The organism is Methylobacterium variabile, from assembly GCF_001043975.1.
GTDB lineage: Bacteria > Pseudomonadota > Alphaproteobacteria > Rhizobiales > Beijerinckiaceae > Methylobacterium > Methylobacterium variabile.
The window spans coordinates 15,434-37,215 of record NZ_LABY01000085.1; the positions used below are offsets into that span (position 1 = coordinate 15,434).

Consider the following 21,782-nt stretch of genomic DNA (forward strand, 5'->3'; position numbering starts at 1 on the left):
AGGTCCCGGGCGGGCCGGGCAGAGACCAGACAGGTGGGAGACCAGACATGAGCGCGACCCTCGACCGCCTGAAGGAGCTCGGCCTCACCCTGCCGCCCGCCGCCGCGCCGGTGGCGAACTACGTCGCCTTCCAGCGCAGCGGCAACCTGGTGGTGATCTCGGGCCAGCTGCCCTTCGGGGCGAACGGCCAGATCGACCCGGCCCACAAGGGCAAGGTCGGCGCCGCGGTCTCGCCCGAGGCCGCCGCCGAGGCCGCGCGGCACTGCGCCCTCAACGTGCTGGCCCAGCTGCGCGCGGCGGCCGGCAACCTCGACGACGCGGTGGTCGCCTGCCTGCGCCTCGGCGGGTTCATCAACACCGCGCCGGGCTTCTCGGCGGTGGCGGGCGTGATGAACGGCGCCTCCGACCTGATGGTGCAGGTGCTGGGCGAGCGCGGCCGCCACGCCCGCTCGACGATCGGCGTCGCCGAGCTTCCCCTCGACGCCGTGGTCGAGGTCGAGGGCCTGTTCGAGATCCGCTGAGGGCCGGTCGACCGGCCCCTCGGCCCTCTCCGTGCACGGCCTCACCGTTGACGTCGTGCACGAACCCGATCGTCAGAATCTCCCGAACAGGCTCCGTCAGATGTCCGACCGCCTCGCCCCCAACTGGCTGACCGCCCGCCCGATCGCCCACCGGGGCCTGCACGACCGGGCCGCCGGCATCCCCGAGAACACGATCGCGGCCGCCGAGGCCGCGATCGGTGGCGGCTACGCGATCGAGTGCGACGTCCAGCTCAGCCGGGACGGCGAGGCGATGGTGTTCCACGATGCCGGCCTCGGCCGGCTCACCGGAACGGACGGCCTCGTGCGCGAGCGCGACGCCGCCGATCTCGGGCGTCTCAGCGTGCTCGGCAGCGCCGAGCGCGTCCCCACCCTGCCGGAGTTCCTGGGCAGGATCGCCGGCCGCACGCCGCTCATCGTCGAGGTGAAGACCCGGCACGACGGCGATCTGGCGCTCGCCCGCCGCACCGCCGAGGTCGTTGCGGCCTATGACGGTCCGGTGGCGCTGAAGTCGTTCGACCCCGTCATCGTCGGGGCGCTCGCCGAACTCGCCCCCGGCCTGCCCCGCGGCATCGTGGCGGAGAGCCGGCACGACGACCCGTCCTACGGCCACCTCACCGAGGCGGCGCGGCACGGGCTCGCGAACCTGCTGCACTTCGCCGAGAGCCGCCCGGACTTCCTGTCCTGGCGCGTCGACGACCTGCCGAACGCAGCGACCCACCTCTGCCGCCTCCTGGGTCGCATGCCGGTGATGACCTGGACCGTGCACAGCGAGGCGCAGGTGCGCCTGGCGCGGGCGCATGCCGACCAGATGGTGTTCGAGGGCTTCCGGGCCTGAGAGCCGCTCGCCCGACGCAAGGCCTCAGCGGCGGGGGAGCGGGAGCTGGAACCAGGGGAACCGGTCCAGGTGTCCCGAGAGGGCGGCGAGCGGCATGTCCGCGCTCAGGGCGTCGGCGATCGCGTCGGCCTCGTCCATGTCGAGGCCGACCTGCAGCACGTCGTTGATGACCGCGATCTCGCCCGAGCGCACGTCGTAGACCGTCCAGCCGGCGCGATCGCGCCGGATATCGTAGCGAATGAGCTCGGCTCTGGCGGATGGGGCGGGCTGATTCATCGCGGGCTGGGAGATCTCATGCTGGGACATGGTCTGAGTCCTGGCTGTCATCAGTCGAATACTCCCGGGGGCGGGCGGCCGAGGTGTCGGCGCGCACGCGCCCCTCACGCACCCCGAAGCGGCCCGGCCCGCACGTAGCCGCGGGAGATCAGCCGGTCGCGCTGGCGGGTGCGCCGCTCCGCCTCGCCGAGATCCGCCAGGGCGTCGGCGATGGCCCGCCGCAGGGCCAGGCCGGCATCGCCCCCGGCGGCGAGCAGGTAGGCGACCGCGATCGTCTCGACGCCGGGCGTGTTCCCGTCCCGTCGCTCCGCCGGCTCGTGATTCATGGATCCTGGCTCACCGCTGCACGCCGCCGGCCGCGGCCGACTCACGTTAGAACATAACGTGAACAAGCCACGGCGGGGCCGATGCGGTCAAGCTGCCCCGGCGTTTCCGGCGCGGGCCGGGGCCGCGATGTGGATAGCGGGGAGAGCCGCCCCTTCGGGCGCCGGCGTCGCCTTTGGGCCGACGGTGTCGCCTGTCAGGGCGACCGAGTCGCCTCGGGGTCGCCCGCGCGCACCGGGTTCTCGACGTAGCGCCCGCGGGGCGGCACCGCCACCGCCGAGAAGTTGCGCGCGAGCTCGTGCAGGGCCTGACGCAGACCGGGACCGCGCAGGGGCCGGCCGTGTCCGGTGAGCGCCAGCTCCGGCTCGAGCTGGGCCAGGGCCTCGACCGACCGCTCGGCGCTCTCCCAGTCGGTGGTGAGGTAGCGCGGCGGCCCGTGCATCTCGGGCGCCTGCACGACGACCGCGTAGGCCGATTCCTGCGCGGTGGTGACGAAGGCGTCGCCGGCGATCAGCGTCCGGTCGGCCGGCCGCCAGAGGGAGACGTGGCCGGGGGCGTGGCCGGGGGTGTGGATCCAGTGCCAGCCCGGCAGGGGCGGCACGCTGCCGTCCTCCGGCAGCAGGTGCAGGCGGTCGCCGACATTCACCGGACTGGTCGGGAAGAGCGGCGACAGGCGGGCGAGGAGGCCGCCGCCGACGCTCGGGTCCGGGGCCGGGTAGGCGGCGCTGCCGTCGAGGTAGGGGCGCTCCAGGGGGTGCGCCCAGACCGGGGCGTCCCAGGCGGCGGCGAGATCCTCCAGCACCCCGACATGGTCGAAATGGCCGTGGGTGAGCACGATCGCCGCCGGCCGCGCCCCGGCGCCGAAGCGGGCCGCGGCGGCGGATTCGATGGCGCCGCGCGAGCCCATGACGCCCGCATCGACCAGCACCCAGCCCCGGTCGCCGGCCCCCGGCGGCCCGAGATACGCGACGTTGACGATGGCGTGGCGCTGGTAGGCGACGTCCGGGCGCAGGGCGTGGGTGCCGTCCGAGCCGGCGGGCTCGTCGGCCACGGCGTCCGAACCGATCGGGATCTGCTGGGTCATAGGCCGGCACCTCGCGACGGGAATGCCCGGCTCAATGCTCCTCAGGAGTATCTGTTCCCGTCCGCTCCCCCGGGCCCCGCCAGTTTCGTGATGTTTCTGCAACGGCGCCCGGGAAACACGGGGCAGCAGGGATGAGATGGCAGCAATCGGGCTTTCTCGGGGCTAGCATCGTGTTCGGCGCCGATGCGCGCGGTCGTGAAAGAAGAAGGCATTAAAGCCCACGATTAGATTGAGGCAATTTGATGAAAGTTCAGACACAATCGAGGCGCAACGCGATGGCGGCGCGCGGCTTGATCTCGCTCCTCTGCTCGACGATCTCTTACGCAGCGTTGGCGCAATCCACCGGCTACCAGGATCCGGGGCGGCTCGGCGACGCGGCGAGCTGGCGGACGCCGGAATACCTCGGTGACTGGGGCCTGACCTCGATGCGCGCCGACGAGGCCTACGCGCGGGGCATCACCGGCCGCGGCGTCGTGATCGGCTCGGTCGACTCGGGCTTCCTCGCCACCCATCCGGAATTCGCCGGCCAGGTGACGCCCCTCACCGTCACGGGCAACTACCTGGCGAACGGCTACCGCTACGAGACCGCCGCCGGCGTGCGCAGCGACTTCGTCACGGCCGGCGCGCCGTTCTCGGTGCCGGGCACCTGGATCCAGGGCGTCAACGACGACCACGGCACCCACGTCGACGGCACGCTGGTGGCCCGGCGCGACGGCACCGGCATGCACGGCGTCGCCTTCAACGCGAGGCTGCTGGCCACCAACACCAACGCCACCGATTCCTCGATCTACGGCGCCAACCAGGACTACACCTACTTCAAGGCCGCCTACGGCAACCTGGCCGCGGCCGGCGCGCGGGCGATCAACTCGTCCTGGGGCAGCCCGCCGCCCTCGGAGAACTACAACACCGTCGCGGGCGTGGTGAACGGCTACGCCAAGTTCCAGGGCGGGCTCGACTGGCTCGACGCCGTGGCGGAGACCGCCCGGCAGCAGGGCACGATCATGGTCTTCGCCGCCGGCAATGCCGGCGTGAACAACCCGACCGTGCGCGCCGCCCTGCCCTACTTCGAGCCCGACCTCGAGTCGCGCTGGATCGCCGCCTCGGGCCTGACCCAGACCGACGGCACGACCTTCAACCGCTGCGGGCTCGCCAAGTACTGGTGCATCGCCGCGCCGGGCCGCACCATCCTGAGCACCGTCACCTCGACGACGGGCGTGGCGGGCTACGGCAACAAGAGCGGCACCTCGATGTCGGCGCCCCACGTCACCGGGGCGCTGGCCCTGGTGATGGAGCGCTACCCATACATGACCAACGAGCAGGCGCGCGACGTGCTGCTCACCACCGCGACCCATCTCGGCAGCGGTCCGGCCGACGCGCCGAACGAGACCTTCGGCTGGGGCAAGATCGACCTCGGCCGGGCGATGAACGGCCCGGGCCAGTTCCTCGGACGCTTCACCGCCACCCTGCCGGGCGGCACCGTCGACACCTGGTCGAACGACATCTCGGACGCGGCGCTCCGCCAGCGCCAGATCGAGGACAGCGCCGAGCACGCGGCCTGGCTTCAGGACAAGGCCGCGCGGGGCTGGAGCAACGGCCTGCCGGCGGGCGCGACGGCCGACAACCAAGTCGAGTACACCTACCGCGAGGCGCGCGACCAGGCCTTCCTCAACCGCGTCTACCAGGGCGGACTGACCAAGGCGGGCGACGGCGCCCTGATCCTCACCGGCGCCAGCACCTACACGGGCTCGACCGAGGTGAATGGCGGCCTGCTCGCGATCACCGGGTCGATCGCCTCGGTCGCGAACGTCAACGCGGGCGGCACGCTGGGCGGCACCGGCACGGTCGGCGGGCTCAACGTCCGCGCCGGCGGCACCGTGGCGCCGGGCAACAGCATCGGCTCGCTCAACGTCGCCGGCAACGTGAGCTTCGCGGCCGGCTCGCTCTACGCCGTCGAGGTGGATCCGGGGCGAAGCGACCGCATCGACGCCACCGGCGCGGCGCGGATCGAGGGCGGCACCGTGGCGGTCTCGGCCGAGGGCACCGGCAGTCCCCTGAGCCCCGGGGCCCTGCGCGGGCTGCTGGGCCAGCGCACCACCATCCTGTCGGCGGCGCAAGGGATTACCGGCCGCTTCAGCGCCGCGACCCCGGGCTACACCTTCATCGGGGCGAGCCTCGACTACGGCGCCGACAGCGTCGGGCTGACGCTCGCCCGCAACGCCGCGAGCTTCGCGTCGATCGGTGCCACCCGCAACCAGGCGGCGACCGGCGGGGCGATCGAGGCACTGGGGGCCGGCAACCCGCTCTACGAGACGGTGCTGGTCAACACCGATGCGGGGGCGGCGCGCACCGCCTTCGCGGCCCTGTCGGGCGAGGTCCATGCCAGCGCGGTGACGGCGCAGTTCGAGACCGCGTTCTTCGTGCGCGAGGCGATCCTCGACCGCCTGCGCCGGGGCGACCTCGCGGACGCGCCCGTGTTCCCCGGTCTCTCGGCCCCGAGCCTGCCGGCGGCCTACTCGGCGGACCTGCCCGGCCGGGTCGCGTCGCCGGTGCAGGTGCCGGCCCAGGTGGCGGAGCCGCGCGCCTACGGCGTCTGGGGCCAGGGCTTCGGCGCCTTCGGCCGCACCCGCGGCGACGGCAACGCGGCGGCGCTGTCGCGGCAGATCAGCGGCTTCGTCCTCGGCGCCGACACGCGGATGGACCTCGGCGGGCTGCCCGGCGGCTGGCGCCTCGGCGTCGCCGGCGGCTACACCAACACCAGCCTCGACGTGACCGGCCGCGCCTCCTCGGGGGTGATCGAGAGCGGCTTCGGCGGACTCTACGCCGGCACCACCGTCGGACCGGTGGCTCTGCGCTTCGGCGGTGTCGCGGGCGGCAACAGCCTGTCGCTCCGGCGCAGCATCCTGGCCCCCGGCTTCGGCCAGGGGCTCAACGCCCGCTACGGCGGCCTCGCCGCACAGGTCTTCGGCGAGGTCGGCTACCGGGTAGCGTTCGGGGCGGCGGTGATCGAGCCCTTCGTCGGCGCAGCCGCGATCCGCATCGGCCAGGACGCCTTCACCGAGCGCGGCGGCGCGGCAGCGCTCTCGGGCCTCGGCCGGGACAACGATCTCGCCGCCACCACGGTGGGTGTGCGCGGCTCGACCCGGCTCTCCGCCGACCTGCCGGTCTACCTGACCGGCCTCGTCGGCTGGCGCCGCGCCTATGGCGACGTGGTGCCGAAGGCCCTCCTCGCCTTCGGGGCCGGCCAAGCCGGCTTCCTGGTCGCCGGCGTGCCGATCAACCGGGACGCGGTGGTGGCCCAGGCCGGTCTCGACTGGGCGGTCTCCCCGGCGGCGACCCTCGGGGTGGCCTATACGGGCCAGGCCGGCGAGCGCGCCCACGACCACGCCGTGAAGGGCAACTTCACCTACCGGTTCTGATGAGCTGACAAAGGAAAGGCCCGCCGCCTCGTCCCCGAGGCGGCGGGCCTTTCTCATCCGTTGAGTTCTCTATGACGACGCTTCCATCTCACGAGGTCATCCTGGGGCTTGCCGCAGGCGAGAGCCCGGGATCCGGAGACAGAGGTGAGGCAGAATGATACTCGTCTTGCTGAACAACCATCAGCGGTTCTGGGCGTGCCGTCGGCATTCCGGGCTCCGCTGCGCGGCCCCGGAACGACCGGGCGGGTATCAATACTGTCGAGCGGCGCGAACCGGTCTCACCGCTTGCCCAGCAGCTCCATCGGCGTGCGATAGGTCTCCCGGGCGGTGAAGATCGAGACCGCCGCGATCGCCGCCGTGGCGGTGACGAAGGCCGCCACCGGAACCCAGCCGGCCGGGCCGGTGCCCAGCAGCGCGGCGCTGATGACCGGGGCGAAGCCGCCGAGCGCGAAGCCGATCTGGGTGCCGATCGCCATGCCGGACAGGCGGACCTTTGTGTCGAACATCTCGCCGTAGAGCGCCGGCCACACTCCGTTGGCGGCGCTGTAGACGACGCCCGAGAGCAGGATGCCGAAGGTGAAGATCAGCGCCAGGTTGCCCTGGCTGATCGCCCACATGTAGGGCCAGATCAGCGCCGCGGAGCCGAGGGCGCCGAAGATGAAGACCGGACGGCGGCCGATGCGGTCGGCGAGCGCCGCGAAGGCCGGGATCGCGCCGAGCGCCACCAGGTTGGCCAGGATCAGCACGGTCAGCATCGTCGAGCGGTCGATCTGCATCGTGTTGACGGCGTAGGACAAGGTGAAGACGCTGAAGATCGTGCTCACCACCGAGACGAGCGCCGCGAAGATCACGCGCAGCACGTCGGCCCACTGCGTGCGGAACAGGATCGCGACCGGCAGGCCCTCCTTCTCGGGGGCGTGGCCGTGCCCCTGCTGCTCCTTCTCGAAGACCGGGGTCTCCGGCAGGGTGCGGCGGACCCAGAAGCCGACCGCGACCACGACGGCGCTGAGGAAGAACGGGATGCGCCAGCCCCAGGACAGCAGCTGCGCCTCGGGCAGCTGGGTGACCGGCAGGAACACCAGGGTGGCGAGGATCAGGCCGGCCTGGGTGCCGCTCAGGGTGAAGCTGGTGAAGAAGGCGCGCTTGTTCGAAGGCGCGTGCTCGAGGGTCATCGAGTTCGCGCCGGCCTGCTCGCCGGCGGCCGAGATGCCCTGGAGCAGGCGGGCGACGACGAGCAGGATCGGCGCCAGGATGCCGATCTGGTCGTAGGTCGGCAGGCAGCCGATCATGAAGGTCGAGATGCCCATCAGGAGCAGCGTGAAGGTCAGCACCTTCTTGCGGCCGAAGCGGTCGCCGACATGGCCCAGCGCCACCGCGCCCAGCGGCCGGGTGACGTAGGCGACCCCGAAGGTCGCGAACGAGGCGATCGCCGCTGCCTGCGGGTTGTTCGGCGCGAAGAACAGTTTCGGGAAGATCAGCGCGGCGGCCGTGCCGTAGATGAAGAAGTCATAGTACTCGACGGCGCTGCCGATCCAGCTCGCGAGCGCGGCCTTCTTCGGGGTCTTCAAGGCCTCGGGCTCGGCGGCCGGCATGGCGGCCGCCGGGAAAGCGGAGGAGGTCATCGGGCGTTTCCTGTGAGAGGAGAGGAGGACGGGCCCGTTGGCTCGGGCCGCATTGTTTCGGATGAGGACGGCTCAGGCGGCCCGGCCGAGTTCGGCGAAGTGACGGAGCATCCGCTCCGCGTCCGGGGTGAGGCCGGTGATGAGCCGGAACGCCTCGACCGCCTGGAAGACCGCCATGCCGCCGCCGTCGAGGGTGCGGCAGCCGATCCGACGCGCCTCGCGCAGGAGCGCGGTCTCCAGCGGGAAGTAGACGATCTCGGCGACGAACAGCTGCGGATGCAGGTATTCCGCCGGCAGCGGCAGGCCCGGATACTTGTCCATGCCGGTCGGCGTGCAGTGGACGAGGCCGTCGGCCGAAGCGACCTCCGCCGCGAGATCGGCGCAGGGCCGGGCGCGGCCGGCGCCGAAGCGCTCGCACAGCGAGGCCGCGACGGACGCCGCCCGGGCCGGGTCGATGTCGGACAGGACGAGGTCCTGGACGCCGAGGGTCAGGAGGGCGTGGGCCACCGCCGCGCCGGCGCCGCCGGCGCCGAGCTGCACCACGCGGCCGAGCGCCACGTCCGGCAGGCCGCGACGGAACGCCTCGGCGAAGCCCCACCAGTCGGTGTTGTGGCCGACGCGGCGGCCGGTCCGCAGCACCACGGTGTTGACCGCGCCGAGGGCCGCCGCGTCGGGCGACAGCTCGTCGAGGTGGGGGATCACCGCCTGCTTGCAGGGATGGGTGATGTTGAGGCCGGAAAAGCCCATCCGCTCGGCGGCCTGCAGCAGCTCCGGCAGCGCCTCGGGCCCGAGGCCCAGGCGCTCGAGGTCGATCTTCTGGTAGAGCAGCCGCAGGCCCTGCGCGTCGCCCTCGTGCTCGTGCATCGCAGGCGTGCGGGAGGCCTGGATGCCGGCGCCGATCAGGCCGGCCAGGACGGAGGCGTGGGCAGCGCTCATGGCGCGGGCTCCTCTCTAGCGTTCCTCGGAATGGCGCGATTGCGACGCGCTTGAATCTAAATGTACGAACCAGTACGTTCATGTCAACCCGGAAAGATCGCCGCCCGCGAGGCTGCGGCTCCGGGCTCGACGGAGCCGGCCCCGTTTGCGATGGAGAGCCGGCGGTGACGCAAAGGGGAGAGCGTGATGAGGAAGGCGATCGCCACGGTGTCGCTGAGCGGCACGCTGATCGAGAAGCTGGAGGCGATCGCCGCGGCGCGCTTCGACGGGGTCGAGATCTTCGAGAACGATCTCCTGTTCCACACCGGTGCCGCCCGGGACGTGCGCCGTTACGCCTCCGACCTCGGCCTCTCGATCGACCTGTTTCAGCCCTTCCGTGACTTCGAGGGCGTGTCGGACGAGCAGCTCAAGCGCAACCTCGACCGGGCCGAGCGCAAGTTCGACCTGATGGAGGAGCTCGGCGCGCCCCTGATCCTGGTCTGCTCCAACGTCGGCACCGAGGTCTCGGACGACGATGCCCGGATGGCCGACCAGCTCTACCAGCTCGCCGAGAGGGCGGCGAAGCGGGGCCTGAAGATCGGCTACGAGGCCCTGTCCTGGGGCACGAGGGTGCACACCTTCGACCGGGCCTGGCGCATCGTCGAGCGGGCGAACCATCCGCATCTCGGGCTGATCCTCGACAGCTTCCACACCCTGGCCCTGCCCGACGACTGGTCGGGCATCGCCGGCCTGCCGGGCCAGCGGGTGTTCTTCGTCCAGCTCGCCGACGCGCCGCGCATCGGCATGAACCCGCTCACCTTGAGCCGCCACTTCCGCTGCCTGCCGGGCCAGGGCGACCTCGACGTGCCGGGCTTCCTCCAGGCGGTGCTGGCCTGCGGCTACACCGGCACGATCTCGCTGGAGATCTTCAACGACGACATGCGGGCCGCGCCCCCGCGCCAGACCGCCGCCGACGGGCACCGCTCGCTGCTCTTCCTCGAGGAGCGGGTGCGCCGCACCGAGGAGGCGGCGGCGCAAGGCCCGTCCCCGGGCACCACCTCCCCGCGCAGGCCCCGCCGCCGGGTCGAGCTGTTCGACCCGCCGCTGCCGCCGGCCATCACGGGCCACCGCTTCCTCGAGGTGGCGGTGGACGAGCGCTGCGAGGGCGCGCTGGCGCGGCTCCTCGGCCAGCTCGGCTTCACGCGGATGGGCCAGCACCGCAGCAAGGCGGTGACCCTCTACGGCCAGGGCGAGATCCGCATCGTGCTCAACCGCGAGCCGGATTCCTTCGCCTCGTCCTACTTCCTGATGCACGGTCCCTCGGTCTGCGCCCAGGCGATCGCCACCGACGACGCGCTGGCGGCGCTCGGCCGGGCCGAATCCTACGGCGCTGCCCGCTTCGGCGGCCGGATCGGGCCGGACGAGAATGCCTTCCCGTCGATCCGGGCGCCGGACGGCAGCCTGATCATCCTCACCGACCCGCAGACCGGGGGCGACTTCGAGAGCGACTTCCTCATCGACGCGGCCGCCGGACCCTCCGGCCCTCTGACCCGGATCGACCACGTGGCCCAGGCCCTGCCCGAGGGCCAGCTCGATTCCTGGGTGCTGTTCTACCGCGCGGTGCTGGGCCTCGAGCCGGAGGATTCCGTCGTGCTGCCCGACCCCTACGGCCTCGTGCGCAGCAAGGCGATGTCGAACGCCGAGCGCACCCTGCGGCTGCCCCTCAACATCTCGGAGAGCCGCAACACCGCGACGGCCCGGCTGGTGTCGAGCTTCGCGGGGGCCGGCGTCCACCACATCGCGCTCGCCACCGACGACATCTTCGCGGCGGCGGAGCGCCTGAAGGCCGCCGGCGCGACCCTGCTGCCGATCCCGGCCAACTACTACGACGACGTGGCGGCCCGCTTCGGCCTCGACGACGCCCTGATCGCCCGGATGCAGTCCCTGAGCATCCTCTACGACCGGGTCGGCGAGGGCGAGTTCCTGCACCTCTACACGACGCCGTTCGAGGAGCGATTCTACTTCGAGATCGTGCAGCGCCGGGGCGGCTACGACCTGTACGGGGCGCCAAACGCGCCGGTCCGGATGGCGGCGCTGGCAGCGCTGCGGGGGCCGAACCTGGCGCAGGTGCTGCGGTAGGGGGTTGAGGGGCGGACCAATTTCATCCCCCTCCCCTTCCCCGGACGAGTAGAGCGAAGCGGAAGGAGATCCGGGAAAGGGCGTGACCAATTCCAAGAGCAGAATAAAAAAAGCCCCCGGAGCCGCGCTCCGAGGGCCATCCTGCTACATCACGACCGATCCTACTTCTTCTCGTCCGCCTTCGGTGCCACCGGAGCCGCCGCGGTCTTCTCGATCTTGGCGCTCTCGCGCAGCTTGGTGATGATGTCCTGCTGCGTCTTGCGGGTGAGGTAGGCTTCGACCTGCTCCTTCATCTCGTCGAAGCTCGGCACCGGCTTGGTGCGCTTCTCCTCGACCTTGATGACGTGCCAGCCGAACTGCGTCTTGACCGGGTCGGAGAGCTTGCCCGCCTCGAGCTTGAAGGCGGCGTCGGCGAAGGGGGCGACCATGCGCTCCTTGGTGAACCAGCCGAGATCGCCGCCCTCGGACTTCGAGCCGGGATCCTTCGAGACCTCGGCCGCGACCTTGGCGAAGTCCTCGCCGCCCTTCAGGCGCGCGGCGATCTTCTTGGCCTCGGCCTCGTTGTCGACGAGGATGTGGCGGGCGTGCACCTCCTCCTCGGGCTTCATCGCCTTGACGGTCTCGTCGTAGAGCGCCCGCTCGGCCTGCGGGGTCACCGCCTTCTTGGCCTCGCGCTCGAGGTACTCGTCGAGGAGCAGCTTGTCGCGGAAGTAGGCGAGCTTGCGGGCGAAGTCCGGGTTGTCGCCGATCTTGGCCTTCTCGGCCGCCTGGGCGCCGATCTTCAGGTCGACCATGTAGTCGACGAGGAGGCCCTGCTTCTGCGCCTCGTCGACGCCGGGCAGCGACAGGGCCGGATCGTCGGATGCCACCGCGAGGTCGCCGGCGGTGATGGGGGCGCCGTTGACCTTGGCCACCACGGTGTCGGGGGCCTGGGCGGCAGGAGCCGGGGTGGCGGCGGGCGCCGCCGGCTGCTGGGCCAGGGCCGCTCCCGGCAGGAGGAGCCCGAGGGCGAGCGCGCCGTTGCGCCAGAGGGGGGAGAAGGTCGGCATGGCGTGATCCTTGGGCCCGTACGCGATGTCGGTTGGAACCGGCGGACAGGTGGCAAAGATCGGCCGACAAGACAAGCCGTGCGGGCGCCGCAGCGGCAAGGGCAGGCGGCTGGGCGCCCCCGCGGGTCGCGGACCCGCGGGGGCGCCCAGCGATAGCGGGATCGGCTCAGTAGCCGGTCGAGGCGACCTCGACCCGGTCGCCGTGGCGGGCAAACGCCACCGAGGCGGCAGGCCCCTCGAGGGTGCCAGGCACCGAGAAGCTGACGACCTGGTCGGAGGCCAGGGTGGTGATGACCCGCAGCGGCGTGGCCGCGGTCGCATCCGTCGGCGCGAGGGTGGCGACGACCCGCAGGCCGTCCTTCTCGACGGTGTAGTAGGCCGAGCCGCGCACCGGGCCGAGGTCGAGGCTGTGGGCCTTGAGCGGGCGCAGCTCGGCGGCGCCGGCCGTGGTGGCGAGCACGAGGCCGAGCGCGGCGAGGGAGAGGAGACGCATCGGTTGTCCTGGACGTTCTGTCCGGCGCGAGGAGCGCGTCCGGAAAGCCGGGATTCGCCGGGAGCCCGCAGTATGGCCACGGCATGCTGCATCGCAATAGAAACATTTTGCAACGCAGCATCGGTGGTCGGTAGCATTGTTCCGGTCGCGACGCGGCGGCGAGCGTCCTTCGGCACACCCGGGAGCGCCTCGTCCCCTGGGAGACTTGTCCCGGGGGTGACTCGCCAGGTGATTTGCCAGGATGACTTGCCAGGATGACCTGGCGGGGTATCGCCCTAACTGGCGGACGGACCGCCCCCGCCGACCGGGACACCCGCGAGCCCCGCATGAGCACCTACCGCTTCGACAGGCTCCTCGCCCCGCGCTCCGTGGCGCTCGTCGGCGCGAGCGCGCGGCCGAACGCGTTCGGCGCCGCGATCCTGCGCAACCTGCGCGAGGCCGGCTTCCAGGGCCCGATCTGGCCGGTGAACCCGCGCCACGACAGCGTCGACGGCGTGCAGGCCTTCGCCGACCTCGCCGACCTGCCGGAGCCCGCCGACCTCGTGGTCATCGTCACCCCGGCGGAGACGGTGCCGGAGGTGGTGGAGGCGGCCGGCCGCAAGGGCTGCGGCGCCGCGGTGGTGATCGCCACCGGCCTCGGCAACGGGCCGGATTCCCTCGCCGAGGCCGCCCGCGCGGCGGCGCGGCGGCACTCCCTGCGCCTCGTCGGCCCGGACAGCATGGGGCTGGCGGTGCCCGGGGCGCTCCTCAACGCCAGCCTGCTCGCCCGGGCGCCGCTCCCCGGCGACCTGGCGCTGATCTCGCAGTCGCGCACGGTCGCGGCCGGCATCGTCGCCTGGGCGCAGGGGCGCGGCACGGGCTTCTCGGGGATCGTCTCCCTCGGCAACGCCGTCGACGTCGACATCGCCGACTGCCTCGACCATTTCGCCGCCGACATCCGCACCCGGGCGATCCTGCTCTCGATCGCCACCGTGACCGACGCGCCGAAGTTCATGTCGGCCGCCCGGGCCGCCGCGCGGGCAAAGCCCGTGGTGGTGCTGCGCTCCGGCCGGCACGACACCGCCCGGACGATCGACGGCCGCTCCACCACCCACACGGGAATCACCCACACGGGGATCCTGGCCCGCACCGACGCGGTCTACGACGCCGCGTTCCGGCGCGCCGGGCTCCTGCGGGTGCAGGACCTCGACGAGATGTTCTCGGCGGTCGAGACCCTGGGCCGCCAGCGGCCGTTCCCGGGCCGGCGCCTGGCGATCCTGGCCAACGGCCGCGGCGTCGGGGCGATCGCCGTCGACCGGCTGATGGACCTCGGCGGCAGCCTGGCGGGCCTCTCGGGCGAGACCCGGGCGCGCCTCGCGGCGGCGGTGCCGGGCACGACCCCGGAGGCATGGCGCAACCCCGTCGATATCGGCGCCGACGCCGACGGGCCGCGCTACGCCGCGGCGCTGGAGGCGCTGATCGCCGACCGCGACAACGACGCCGTGCTGGTCATCAACGTGCCCACCGCCCTCTCGGACGGCAGCACGGTAGCGACCGACATCGTCGAGGCGGTGAAGCGCGGCCGCAAGGGCGCGTTCCGGGCCCGGCCGGTCTTCGCCGTGACCGTGGGCGACGAGGCCGCCGGGGAGATCCTGAGCCAGGGCGGCATCCCGCGCTTCGCCACCGACGCGGACGCCGTCGAGGGCTTCAGCCACCTGGTGCGCTACCGCGAGGCGCAGGACGACCTCACCACCACTCCGGCAGTCCTGCCGGACGACCTCGTGCCGGACGCGGCCGCCGCCCGGCGCATCGTCGATGGCGTGCTGGCGGAGGGGCGCACTTGGCTCGACCCGCACGAGATGACGGGGCTGCTCGCCGCCTACGGCATCCCGGCGCAGCCAGTGGCGCTCGCCGCCGACGCCGACGCGGCCGCGGAGGCCGCCTGGCCGGTCATCGCCGCGGGCGGCACGGTGGCGCTCAAGCTCGCCTCGCCGGACGTGGTGCACAAGTCCGACGTCGGCGGCGTGCGGCTGGGCCTGACCAGCGAGGCGGCGGTGCGGGAGGCGGCGGCCGACATGCTGGCCCGGCTCGCCCGGGAGAGGCCCGGGGCCCGGGTGACCGGCTTCGTGGTGCAGCCGATGCTGCGCCGGACGCAGGCGCGGGAGCTGATCGCCGGCCTCGTCGACGATCCGGTCTTCGGCCCGGTAGTGGTCTTCGGCCGCGGCGGCACCGCCGTGGAGGTGATCGACGACCGGGCGCTCGCCCTGCCGCCCCTCGACCGCCGGCTCGCCGCCGACCTCATCGGCCGCACCCGGGTGGCGCGCCGCCTCAAGGCCTACCGCGACGTGGCGGCGGCGGACGAGGCGGCGGTGGCCCTGGTGCTGGTGAAGCTCGGGCAGCTCGCCGCCGACCTGCCGGAGCTGCGCGAGCTCGACATCAACCCTCTGCTCGCCGACCACGACGGCGTCATCGCCCTCGATGCCCGGGCCGCCGTGGCGCCCCTGCCGGCAGAGCGCCGGCGCGACGCCGGCACCGGCCCGAGCCACGCCCGCTTCGCCGTGCGGCCCTATCCCCGCGCCTGGGAGCGCCGGATCGTGCTGGACGCCCAGGCGATCCTGGTGCGGCCGGTGCGGGCGGAGGACGAGGGGTTGTTCGAGGCCTTCTTCCGGCAGGTCAGCGCCGAGGATCTGCGCCTGCGCTTCTTCGCGCCGGTGCGCGACTTCAGCCACGCCTTCCTGGCCCGCCTGACCCAGCTCGACTACGCCCGCGCCATCGCCTTCGTGGCGATCGAGGAGGCGGCCGGCACGATGATGGGGGCGGTGCGGCTCCACGCCGACGCCAACCACGAGACCGGGGAATACGCCATCCTGGTGCGCTCGGACCTCAAGGGCCTCGGCCTCGGCTGGGCCCTGATGGGGCTGATGCTCGACTGGGCCCGGGCCGAGGGACTGGCGGTGGTCGAGGGCCAGGTGCTGCGCGAGAATACCACGATGCTGGCCATGTGCCGCAAGCTGGGCTTTACGGTGAGGACGGACCCGTCCGATCCCGACCTGATGCTGGTGCGGCGCACCCTCGCGGACGAGAGAGGCGCGCCCGAAGCCTGAGACGCTCGAGCCCTCCATGCGCGACACCCACCCTTTCGACATCGCCGGCGGCCTGCTCCTGACCGCGGCGGCGGGCTACGTCGACGCCGTCGGCTTCCTGCGGCTCGACGGGCTCTACACCTCGTTCATGAGCGGCAACTCGACCCAGTTCGCGGTGTCGCTGGCCCAGCCCGGCCACGCGGTCGCCTGGCAGATCGGCCTCCTCTTCGTCGCCTTCCTGGCCGGCGGATTCTGCGGCAGCCTGGTCTCCCTGCTCCTGCCCGGCCGCTGGGGCTCTGCCGCGGTGCTCGGCCTCGAGGCCGGGCTCCTCGTCGCCGCCCTCTCGGCCAGCGCCAGCCCGTTCCAGGGCCCGGTGTCGCCGCTGCTCGCCGCCGCCATGGGGGCGCAGAACGCGGCGCTGCGCCGGAGCGCGGGCTTCCGGCCCGGCGTCACGTTCGTGACCGGCACCCTGTTCAGCCTCAGCCACACACTGGCCCAGGCCGTGACCCGGGCCGGGCCGGCCTTCGGGTGGGTGCCGGATGCCTGCACCTGGCTCGCCCTGGTCGGCGGGGCGGTGGTGGGCGGGTTGGCGTATCTCGGGTACGGGCTCGCGGCGCTGCTCGTGCCGGCCGCGGGGGTCGGGCTGGTGCTGGCGCTGGCGGTCGGGCGAGCCGTGCGGGTCGGTACGGCCGCCTGATCGCGCCGGCGGCTTTCCCAACCCGAAGCCCGCTTGGTAGCGTCGCTTCGCGTTCGAGGACACGACCTCGCCCTGATGCGCCGGTCGACCGGCGCCGCGGGCCGAGGCCAGGGCGGGAGGAGCCGCGCACGCTGCCGTGAGACACGTTTCGAGCAAGACCCAGGCCCTGCCGCGCCGACCTGCCGGCGCCGCGTCGCCGCGCGACTTCGTCCACCTCCGGCGCGATTCCGCGAGCGGCATCGAGGCGGTGACGGCGCGCTTCCTCGGCCACGCCTACGACATGCACCACCACGACGAGTGGCTGGTGGGCGTGACCCATGAAGGGGTGCAGGACTTCTACTGCCGCGGCGTGCGGCGGCAGAGCACGGCGGGCCGGGTGATCCTGATCGAGCCCGGCGAGCGGCACGACGGGCAGGCTTTGCAGGAGACGGGCTTCCGCTACAGCATGCTCTACCTGCCGCAGGGCTGGCTGCGGGACGCGATGGGGGGCTCGGATGCCGGCATCGGGTTCCGCCGGACGCTCGCCGACGACCGGCAGCTCGGCGGGGCGATCCTCGCCGCCTGCCGCGCCATCTTCCACGCCCCCTCGCCGCTTGCGGTCGACGCGACCCTGGACGGCCTGGTCGAGGGGCTGCGCCACCACCTCGGCGTCGCGGCACCGGGACCGCGGGCGGACGGCGGCCCGGAGGTCGCGGAGCGGGCGATGGCCTACATCCGGGCCCACGCGGCGACCGCCTTCGGCCTCGACGACCTGACGCGGGCCGCAGGCGCCGCGGACCGGTTCCAGCTCGCCCGGTCGTTCCGCCGGCGGTTCGGCACCTCGCCCCATGCCTGCCTGGTCGAGATGCGCCTGGCCCACGCCCGGGCGCTGCTGCGCGCCGGGGTCCCGCCCGCGGAGGCGGCGCTCGCCGCGGGGTTCTCCGACCAGAGCCATCTCGGGCGCTGGTTCCGCCGCGCCTACGGCCTTACGCCCGCCGCCTACCGGACCGGGCGCACGAACGTTCCAGACGCCGCCGAGGCGCTCGACTAGGCCTGCGGGCGACCGCAGGGAGTTTTTCGATGTTCGACACCAAGGTGGCCATCCTCGTCCACGCCGACCTGGCCGTGTGGCAGAAGCTGAACGTCACCGCGTTTCTGGCGACCGGCATCGCGGGGGCGGTGCCGGAGGCGATGGGCGAGCCCTACCTCGACGCGGCGGGACGCCGGCACGCCCGCCTCCTCGGCCAGCCGATGCTGATCTTCGCGGCCACCGGCGAGGTGCTGCAGAAGGCCTGGCAGCAGGCGATCCAGCGCGACCTCACCCGCAGCGCCTATGTCCGCGCCATGTTCGAGACCGGGCACGACGCCGCCAACCGGGAGGTGTTTCGCCGCGAGCCCGCCGACGCGCCCGACCTCGTCGGGCTCGCCCTGCACGGCCCGAAGAAGGACGTCGACAAGGCCACCAAGGGCGCGTCGCTGCATCCGTGATCGGTGATCCCTGGCCCGGCGGTCTCCCGCGGGCCGCGAGGCCCGTCCGGCCCCGCCCTCAGGCCTCGACGCCGCGCCGGCGCAGGCGGCCGAGGGCCCGGGTCAGGGCCGGCTCCAGCGTCCGCAGCTCCGCCAGATGCGCCGCGGTCAGCCGGGCGAGCAGCGCCTCGGCCTTCGGCGTCAGCGTCAGAGCCAGGCGGCGCCGGTCCTGCGCGGAGGCCGCCTTGGTCAGGAGGCCCGCCTGATCGCGGGCGATGCCGCGTCCCATACCAATGACCCGGACGGAACCGAAGGTCCTTTTCTCTCGATCGTCGGCATCATTCCTTGAGGTGGTCGAGCGGCAGCGCCGTCGTGTACTTCACCTGACCCAGCGCGAAGCTGGAACGGATCTTCGCCACGCCCGGAATCCGCGTGAGGTGATCGACGATGAGGCGCTGGTACTGGGCCAGGTCCTCGACCACGACCCGGAGCAGGTAATCGGCCTCGCCGCTCATCAGGTAGCACTCCATCACCTCGGGGCGGTGACGAATGGCGTCGTCGAAGGCCTGGAGGGCGGCCTGGGTCTGCTTCTCGAGGGAGACGTGGACGAAGACGTTGACGTGCAGGCCCAGCGCCTGCGGGTCGGCCACCGCAACGCAGCGCCGGATGATGCCCTTGGCCTTGAGGTCGGCGACCCGGCGCCAGCACGGCGAGGTCGAGAGGCCGACCGCCTCGGCGAGGTCGCCGATGCCGACCTCGCTGTCCTGCTGCAGGTGCTCGAGGATGCGGATCGAGGCCGGATCGAGGTCGACGGGCTTGGCCGGCACAGTCTGTCTCCCAAGGGCGGGAAGGCGGTCGAAACGTCCGCCTAGCACGCCTCAGGCGGCAGGCGCAGCCGGGTCGTTCCACAGCCAGGCCGCCCCGCGCGCGCCCGAGGCGTCGCCGTGGCGGCTCGGCCGGATCGGGGTGTCGAAGTGGTCGCTGAAGACGTGCGGAGCGACGCGCTCGGGCAGCGCGGCGTAGACCTCGGGGATCGTCGAGAGGCCGCCGCCCAGCACGATCACGTCGGGGTCGATCAGGTTGACGACGCCCGCGATGCCGCGCCCGAGCCGGTCGAGCCAGGCCCCGAAGGTCGCCCGCGCCGCGGCATCCCCCGCCCGCATCGCCGCGACGATCGCCTCGCCGGTGATGGCGGCGCCGGAGCGCCGGGCGTGGTCGGCGGCGAGCCCCGGGCCGGAGAGCCAGGTCTCGAGGCAGCCGTGCCGGCCGCAATAGCAGGCGGGTCCCGGGCGCTCGTCGTCGCGGGGGCGGGGCAGCGGGTTGTGGCCCCACTCCCCGGCGATGCGCTGGCGCCCGGAGAGCGCCCGGCCCGCCAGGGCGATGCCGGAGCCGACGCCGGTGCCGAGGATCACGGCCCAGACCAGGGCCGCCCCCTCGCCCGCCCCGTCGACGGCCTCCGAGACCGCCAGGCAATTGGCGTCGTTCTCGAGCCGCACCGGGCGGGCGAGGACCCGGGCGAGGTCGTCGCCGAGCGTCCGGCCGTTGAGCCAGGTCGAGTTGGCGTTCTTGACCCGGCCGGTCCCGGGCACGAGCGCCCCCGGGATGCCGACCCCGACCGTGCCGGTGCCGCCGGCCTCGGCTTCGAGGGCCGCCACCAGGCCGGCGATGGCCGCGAGCGAGGCGTCGTAGTCGCCCCGCGGGGTCGCGATCCGCCGCCCGGCCCGGACCCGGCCGGCGGCGTCGAGGGCGATCCCGGCGATCTTGGTGCCGCCGAGATCGATGCCGAGGCGAAGGGAGTTCATCACCTCAGGGGGCGACCGGGACCGGCTTCTCGTCGGCGATCTCGGTGCCGATGGCGACGGGGTTGGCCATCACCTCGCGCAGCTTCACCGGATCGAGCTCGCCCTCCCAGCGGCTCACCACCACGCAGGCGACGCCATTGCCGACGAGGTTGGTGAGGGCCCGGCACTCCGACATGAACTTGTCGATGCCGAGGATCAGCGCCATCGCGGCGACCGGCACCGGGGTGCCGGGAATCGCGCCGAGCGTCGCCGCCAGGGTGACGAAGCCGGCGCCGGTGACGCCGGAGGCGCCCTTCGAGGTCAGCATCGCGACGAGGATGATGGTGGCGTACTGGCCGAAGCTGAGATCCGCGCCCACGGCCTGGGCCAGGAACAGCGTCGCCAGCGTCATGTAGATGTTGGTGCCGTCGAGGTTGAACGAGTAGCCCGTCGGGATGACGAGGCCGACGACCGAGTCCGAGGCGCCCAGCCGCTTCATCTTCTGCATCATGTGCGGCAGCACTGTCTCGGACGACGAGGTGCCGAGCACGATCAGGAGCTCGTCCTTGATGTAGGCCAGGAACTTGATGATCGAGAAGCCGGAGAAGCGCGCGATCAGCCCGAGCACCACGAGCACGAACAGGAGGCTCGTCAGGTAGAAGGTGGCGACGAGGCCCGCGAGGTTGCCGAGCTTGCCGATGCCGTACTCGCCGATCGTGTAGGCCATGGCGCCGAAGGCGCCGATCGGCGCGAGCTTCACGATCATGCCGATGATGCGGAAGAAGATCTCGCCCGCCGCCTCGATGGCGTGGATCGCCGGCTTGCCGCGCTCGCCCAACCCCGTGATCACGACGCCGGTGAGGACGGCGATCAGCAGGATCTGCAGCAAGTCGCCGCCCGCGAAGGCATCGAAGTAGCTCTTGGGAATGATCGCCATGATGTGGGCGACGGTCGAGTCCGCCTGCGCCTTGCTGGCGTAGCCGGCGACCGCCTTGGCGTCGAGCTTCGAGGGGTCGACGCCGAAGCCGGCGCCGGGCTGCACGATCTCGCCGACGATCACGCCGATGAGAAGGGCGAGCGAGGACACCACCTCGAAGTAGATCAGCGCCTTCAGTCCGACGCGGCCGACCTTCTTCAGGTCGCCGATCGAGGCGATGCCGTGCACGATGGTGCAGAAGATGATCGGCGCGATCATCATCTTGATGAGCGCGATGAACGCGTCGCCGAGCCACTTCATCGACTTGGCGGTATCGGGCAGGACGTAGCCGAGCAGCACGCCGAGCGCGATGGCGATCAAAACCTGGATGTAGAGGACCTTGTACCAGGGCTGCGACGAGCTCGGGGCCGTCGCGGACGGCGTGGCGTGCTGCATGATCGTTCTCTCCCCAAGGTGCCGGCGGCCGCCTGGGAACGGCCGTCGCGCCGCGGCCTTCGCCGCGTATATGACTCGAAGTTACCTTGCGGCCGGTACAGTCTAGGTCGTCCGGGCCGGCTGTTCCTGACGGTAAACACCACCGGGATCTCGGGCAGCCTGGTGGCTGTCGCCGGGACCCGTAGAATGGGCCATGCCGCGCGGGCGCCGTCGCGTCAACGCGTTTCCGTCATAAACCACGATTTCGGATCGGCGGTAATCCGATCTGCCCGATTGGCAGACCGAAATTCGTCGCGGCGTGGAGGGGGCGACACACCCTTGCGCCGCCCCGGGCGGACCGGCCCGGATACGGGCACGAACATGTCTCGGCCTGACTTTAAGTCAAGTCGGCTGCGAGACTGCCCCATGCACTAACGTTCCCAAGGCCGGCCGCCCTGCCGGTGCCGTACGGGCCCACTAGGATGGCCCCGCCGCGTGGCTGGCAGCGTCTCTGGGACTCGGTTGATCCGCGGGGCGTGGCAGCACGCCTCGGCAGCGATCCCCTCGCTCCTGTCGTCGCCTTCGCGATCGACGCAATGGTCGACCCGGTGACAGGTGGGGCCCCGGACGGCTGGTGGTCTACGAGCCGGCTTGCTGCCTCCGGCATCCGGCGGAGATCCCGCGGACCCGGCACGGCCGCATGGCCTTCCCCGGAGGCCTGCCCGGCGTCGCGCTGGCGCTCGCCGCAGC

General features: G+C 72.5%; 19 protein-coding genes. 8 read left to right on the forward strand and 11 right to left on the reverse strand.

Features of this window, described 5'->3' with window-relative positions; all coding sequences use genetic code 11:
• Window positions 1–47 precede the first annotated feature (47 nt).
• Together VQ02_RS13585 and VQ02_RS13590 are read left to right on the forward strand one after the other, a co-directional pair.
• Entirely contained in the window at window positions 48–521 is a 474-nt protein-coding gene (locus VQ02_RS13585) for a RidA family protein (RefSeq protein WP_048444741.1), read from the forward strand.
• Between the two features lie 100 nt (window positions 522–621).
• A complete protein-coding gene (locus VQ02_RS13590; RefSeq protein ID WP_048444742.1) occupies window positions 622–1,377 on the forward strand; it encodes a glycerophosphodiester phosphodiesterase family protein in 756 nt (251 codons plus the stop codon).
• 24 nt (window positions 1,378–1,401) lie between these two features.
• Here VQ02_RS13590 and VQ02_RS13595 read toward each other — a convergent pair whose 3' ends face one another.
• The 3 genes from VQ02_RS13595 to VQ02_RS13605 form a co-directional block, all read right to left on the reverse strand.
• Window positions 1,402–1,683 (reverse strand): hypothetical protein, encoded by a 282-nt coding sequence (locus VQ02_RS13595; RefSeq protein WP_245239723.1) that lies wholly within the window; start codon window positions 1,681–1,683, stop codon window positions 1,402–1,404.
• Between the two features lie 74 nt (window positions 1,684–1,757).
• Window positions 1,758–1,979 (reverse strand): hypothetical protein, encoded by a 222-nt coding sequence (locus tag VQ02_RS13600; protein ID WP_048444743.1) that lies wholly within the window; start codon window positions 1,977–1,979, stop codon window positions 1,758–1,760.
• Between the two features lie 194 nt (window positions 1,980–2,173).
• Window positions 2,174–3,061, reverse strand: a complete 888-nt coding sequence (locus VQ02_RS13605) for an MBL fold metallo-hydrolase (RefSeq protein ID WP_048444744.1) — start codon at window positions 3,059–3,061, stop codon at window positions 2,174–2,176.
• A 242-nt stretch (window positions 3,062–3,303) separates the two neighbouring features.
• On the opposite strand from VQ02_RS13605, the gene VQ02_RS13610 reads away from it, so the two are divergent.
• Complete coding sequence (locus tag VQ02_RS13610; RefSeq protein WP_083469201.1) at window positions 3,304–6,477, forward strand: autotransporter serine protease; 3,174 nt, start codon at window positions 3,304–3,306, stop codon at window positions 6,475–6,477.
• Window positions 6,478–6,755: 278 nt separating this feature from the next.
• Here the strand turns inward: VQ02_RS13610 and VQ02_RS13615 are convergent, their stop codons facing one another.
• Window positions 6,756–8,099, reverse strand: coding sequence for an MFS transporter (locus VQ02_RS13615; protein WP_048444745.1), 1,344 nt, complete (start codon window positions 8,097–8,099; stop codon window positions 6,756–6,758).
• A gap of 72 nt (window positions 8,100–8,171) precedes the next feature.
• Window positions 8,172–9,035, reverse strand: coding sequence for a shikimate dehydrogenase (locus tag VQ02_RS13620; protein WP_048444746.1), 864 nt, complete (start codon window positions 9,033–9,035; stop codon window positions 8,172–8,174).
• Window positions 9,036–9,221: 186 nt separating this feature from the next.
• On the opposite strand from VQ02_RS13620, the gene VQ02_RS13625 reads away from it, so the two are divergent.
• Window positions 9,222–11,153, forward strand: a complete 1,932-nt coding sequence (locus VQ02_RS13625; protein WP_048444747.1) for a bifunctional sugar phosphate isomerase/epimerase/4-hydroxyphenylpyruvate dioxygenase family protein — start codon at window positions 9,222–9,224, stop codon at window positions 11,151–11,153.
• A 161-nt stretch (window positions 11,154–11,314) separates the two neighbouring features.
• Here the strand turns inward: VQ02_RS13625 and VQ02_RS13630 are convergent, their stop codons facing one another.
• Together VQ02_RS13630 and VQ02_RS13635 are read right to left on the reverse strand one after the other, a co-directional pair.
• Window positions 11,315–12,202, reverse strand: a complete 888-nt coding sequence (locus tag VQ02_RS13630; RefSeq protein WP_048444748.1) for a peptidylprolyl isomerase — start codon at window positions 12,200–12,202, stop codon at window positions 11,315–11,317.
• 166 nt (window positions 12,203–12,368) lie between these two features.
• The gene (locus VQ02_RS13635) at window positions 12,369–12,695 is read right to left on the reverse strand and encodes a hypothetical protein (RefSeq protein WP_048444749.1); all 327 of its coding nucleotides are present in this window, start codon (window positions 12,693–12,695) and stop codon (window positions 12,369–12,371) included.
• 326 nt (window positions 12,696–13,021) lie between these two features.
• Between VQ02_RS13635 and VQ02_RS13640 the strand changes: the two genes are divergently transcribed.
• The 4 genes from VQ02_RS13640 (at window position 13,022) to VQ02_RS13655 (ending at window position 17,921) form a co-directional block, all read left to right on the forward strand.
• Window positions 13,022–15,778, forward strand: coding sequence for a bifunctional acetate--CoA ligase family protein/GNAT family N-acetyltransferase (locus VQ02_RS13640; protein ID WP_048444750.1), 2,757 nt, complete (start codon window positions 13,022–13,024; stop codon window positions 15,776–15,778).
• 16 nt (window positions 15,779–15,794) lie between these two features.
• Entirely contained in the window at window positions 15,795–16,454 is a 660-nt protein-coding gene (locus VQ02_RS13645; RefSeq protein ID WP_048444751.1) for a YoaK family protein, read from the forward strand.
• A gap of 136 nt (window positions 16,455–16,590) precedes the next feature.
• Window positions 16,591–17,484, forward strand: coding sequence for an AraC family transcriptional regulator (locus VQ02_RS13650; protein WP_083469202.1), 894 nt, complete (start codon window positions 16,591–16,593; stop codon window positions 17,482–17,484).
• A gap of 29 nt (window positions 17,485–17,513) precedes the next feature.
• On the forward strand, window positions 17,514–17,921 hold the full coding sequence (locus VQ02_RS13655) for a DUF2000 domain-containing protein (protein ID WP_048444752.1): 408 nt from the start codon (window positions 17,514–17,516) through the stop codon (window positions 17,919–17,921).
• Window positions 17,922–17,979: 58 nt separating this feature from the next.
• Here VQ02_RS13655 and VQ02_RS13660 read toward each other — a convergent pair whose 3' ends face one another.
• Genes VQ02_RS13660 through VQ02_RS13675 form a run of 4 tightly spaced genes read right to left on the reverse strand, consistent with a single transcriptional unit; the run spans window position 17,980 to window position 21,053 of the window.
• A complete protein-coding gene (locus VQ02_RS13660; RefSeq protein ID WP_245239724.1) occupies window positions 17,980–18,189 on the reverse strand; it encodes a helix-turn-helix domain-containing protein in 210 nt (69 codons plus the stop codon).
• A 49-nt stretch (window positions 18,190–18,238) separates the two neighbouring features.
• Complete coding sequence (locus VQ02_RS13665) at window positions 18,239–18,727, reverse strand: Lrp/AsnC family transcriptional regulator (protein WP_048444753.1); 489 nt, start codon at window positions 18,725–18,727, stop codon at window positions 18,239–18,241.
• Between the two features lie 51 nt (window positions 18,728–18,778).
• A complete protein-coding gene (locus VQ02_RS13670) occupies window positions 18,779–19,702 on the reverse strand; it encodes an ROK family protein (RefSeq protein WP_048444760.1) in 924 nt (307 codons plus the stop codon).
• 4 nt (window positions 19,703–19,706) lie between these two features.
• Window positions 19,707–21,053 (reverse strand): dicarboxylate/amino acid:cation symporter, encoded by a 1,347-nt coding sequence (locus tag VQ02_RS13675; protein ID WP_048444754.1) that lies wholly within the window; start codon window positions 21,051–21,053, stop codon window positions 19,707–19,709.
• Window positions 21,054–21,782: the final 729 nt, after the last annotated feature.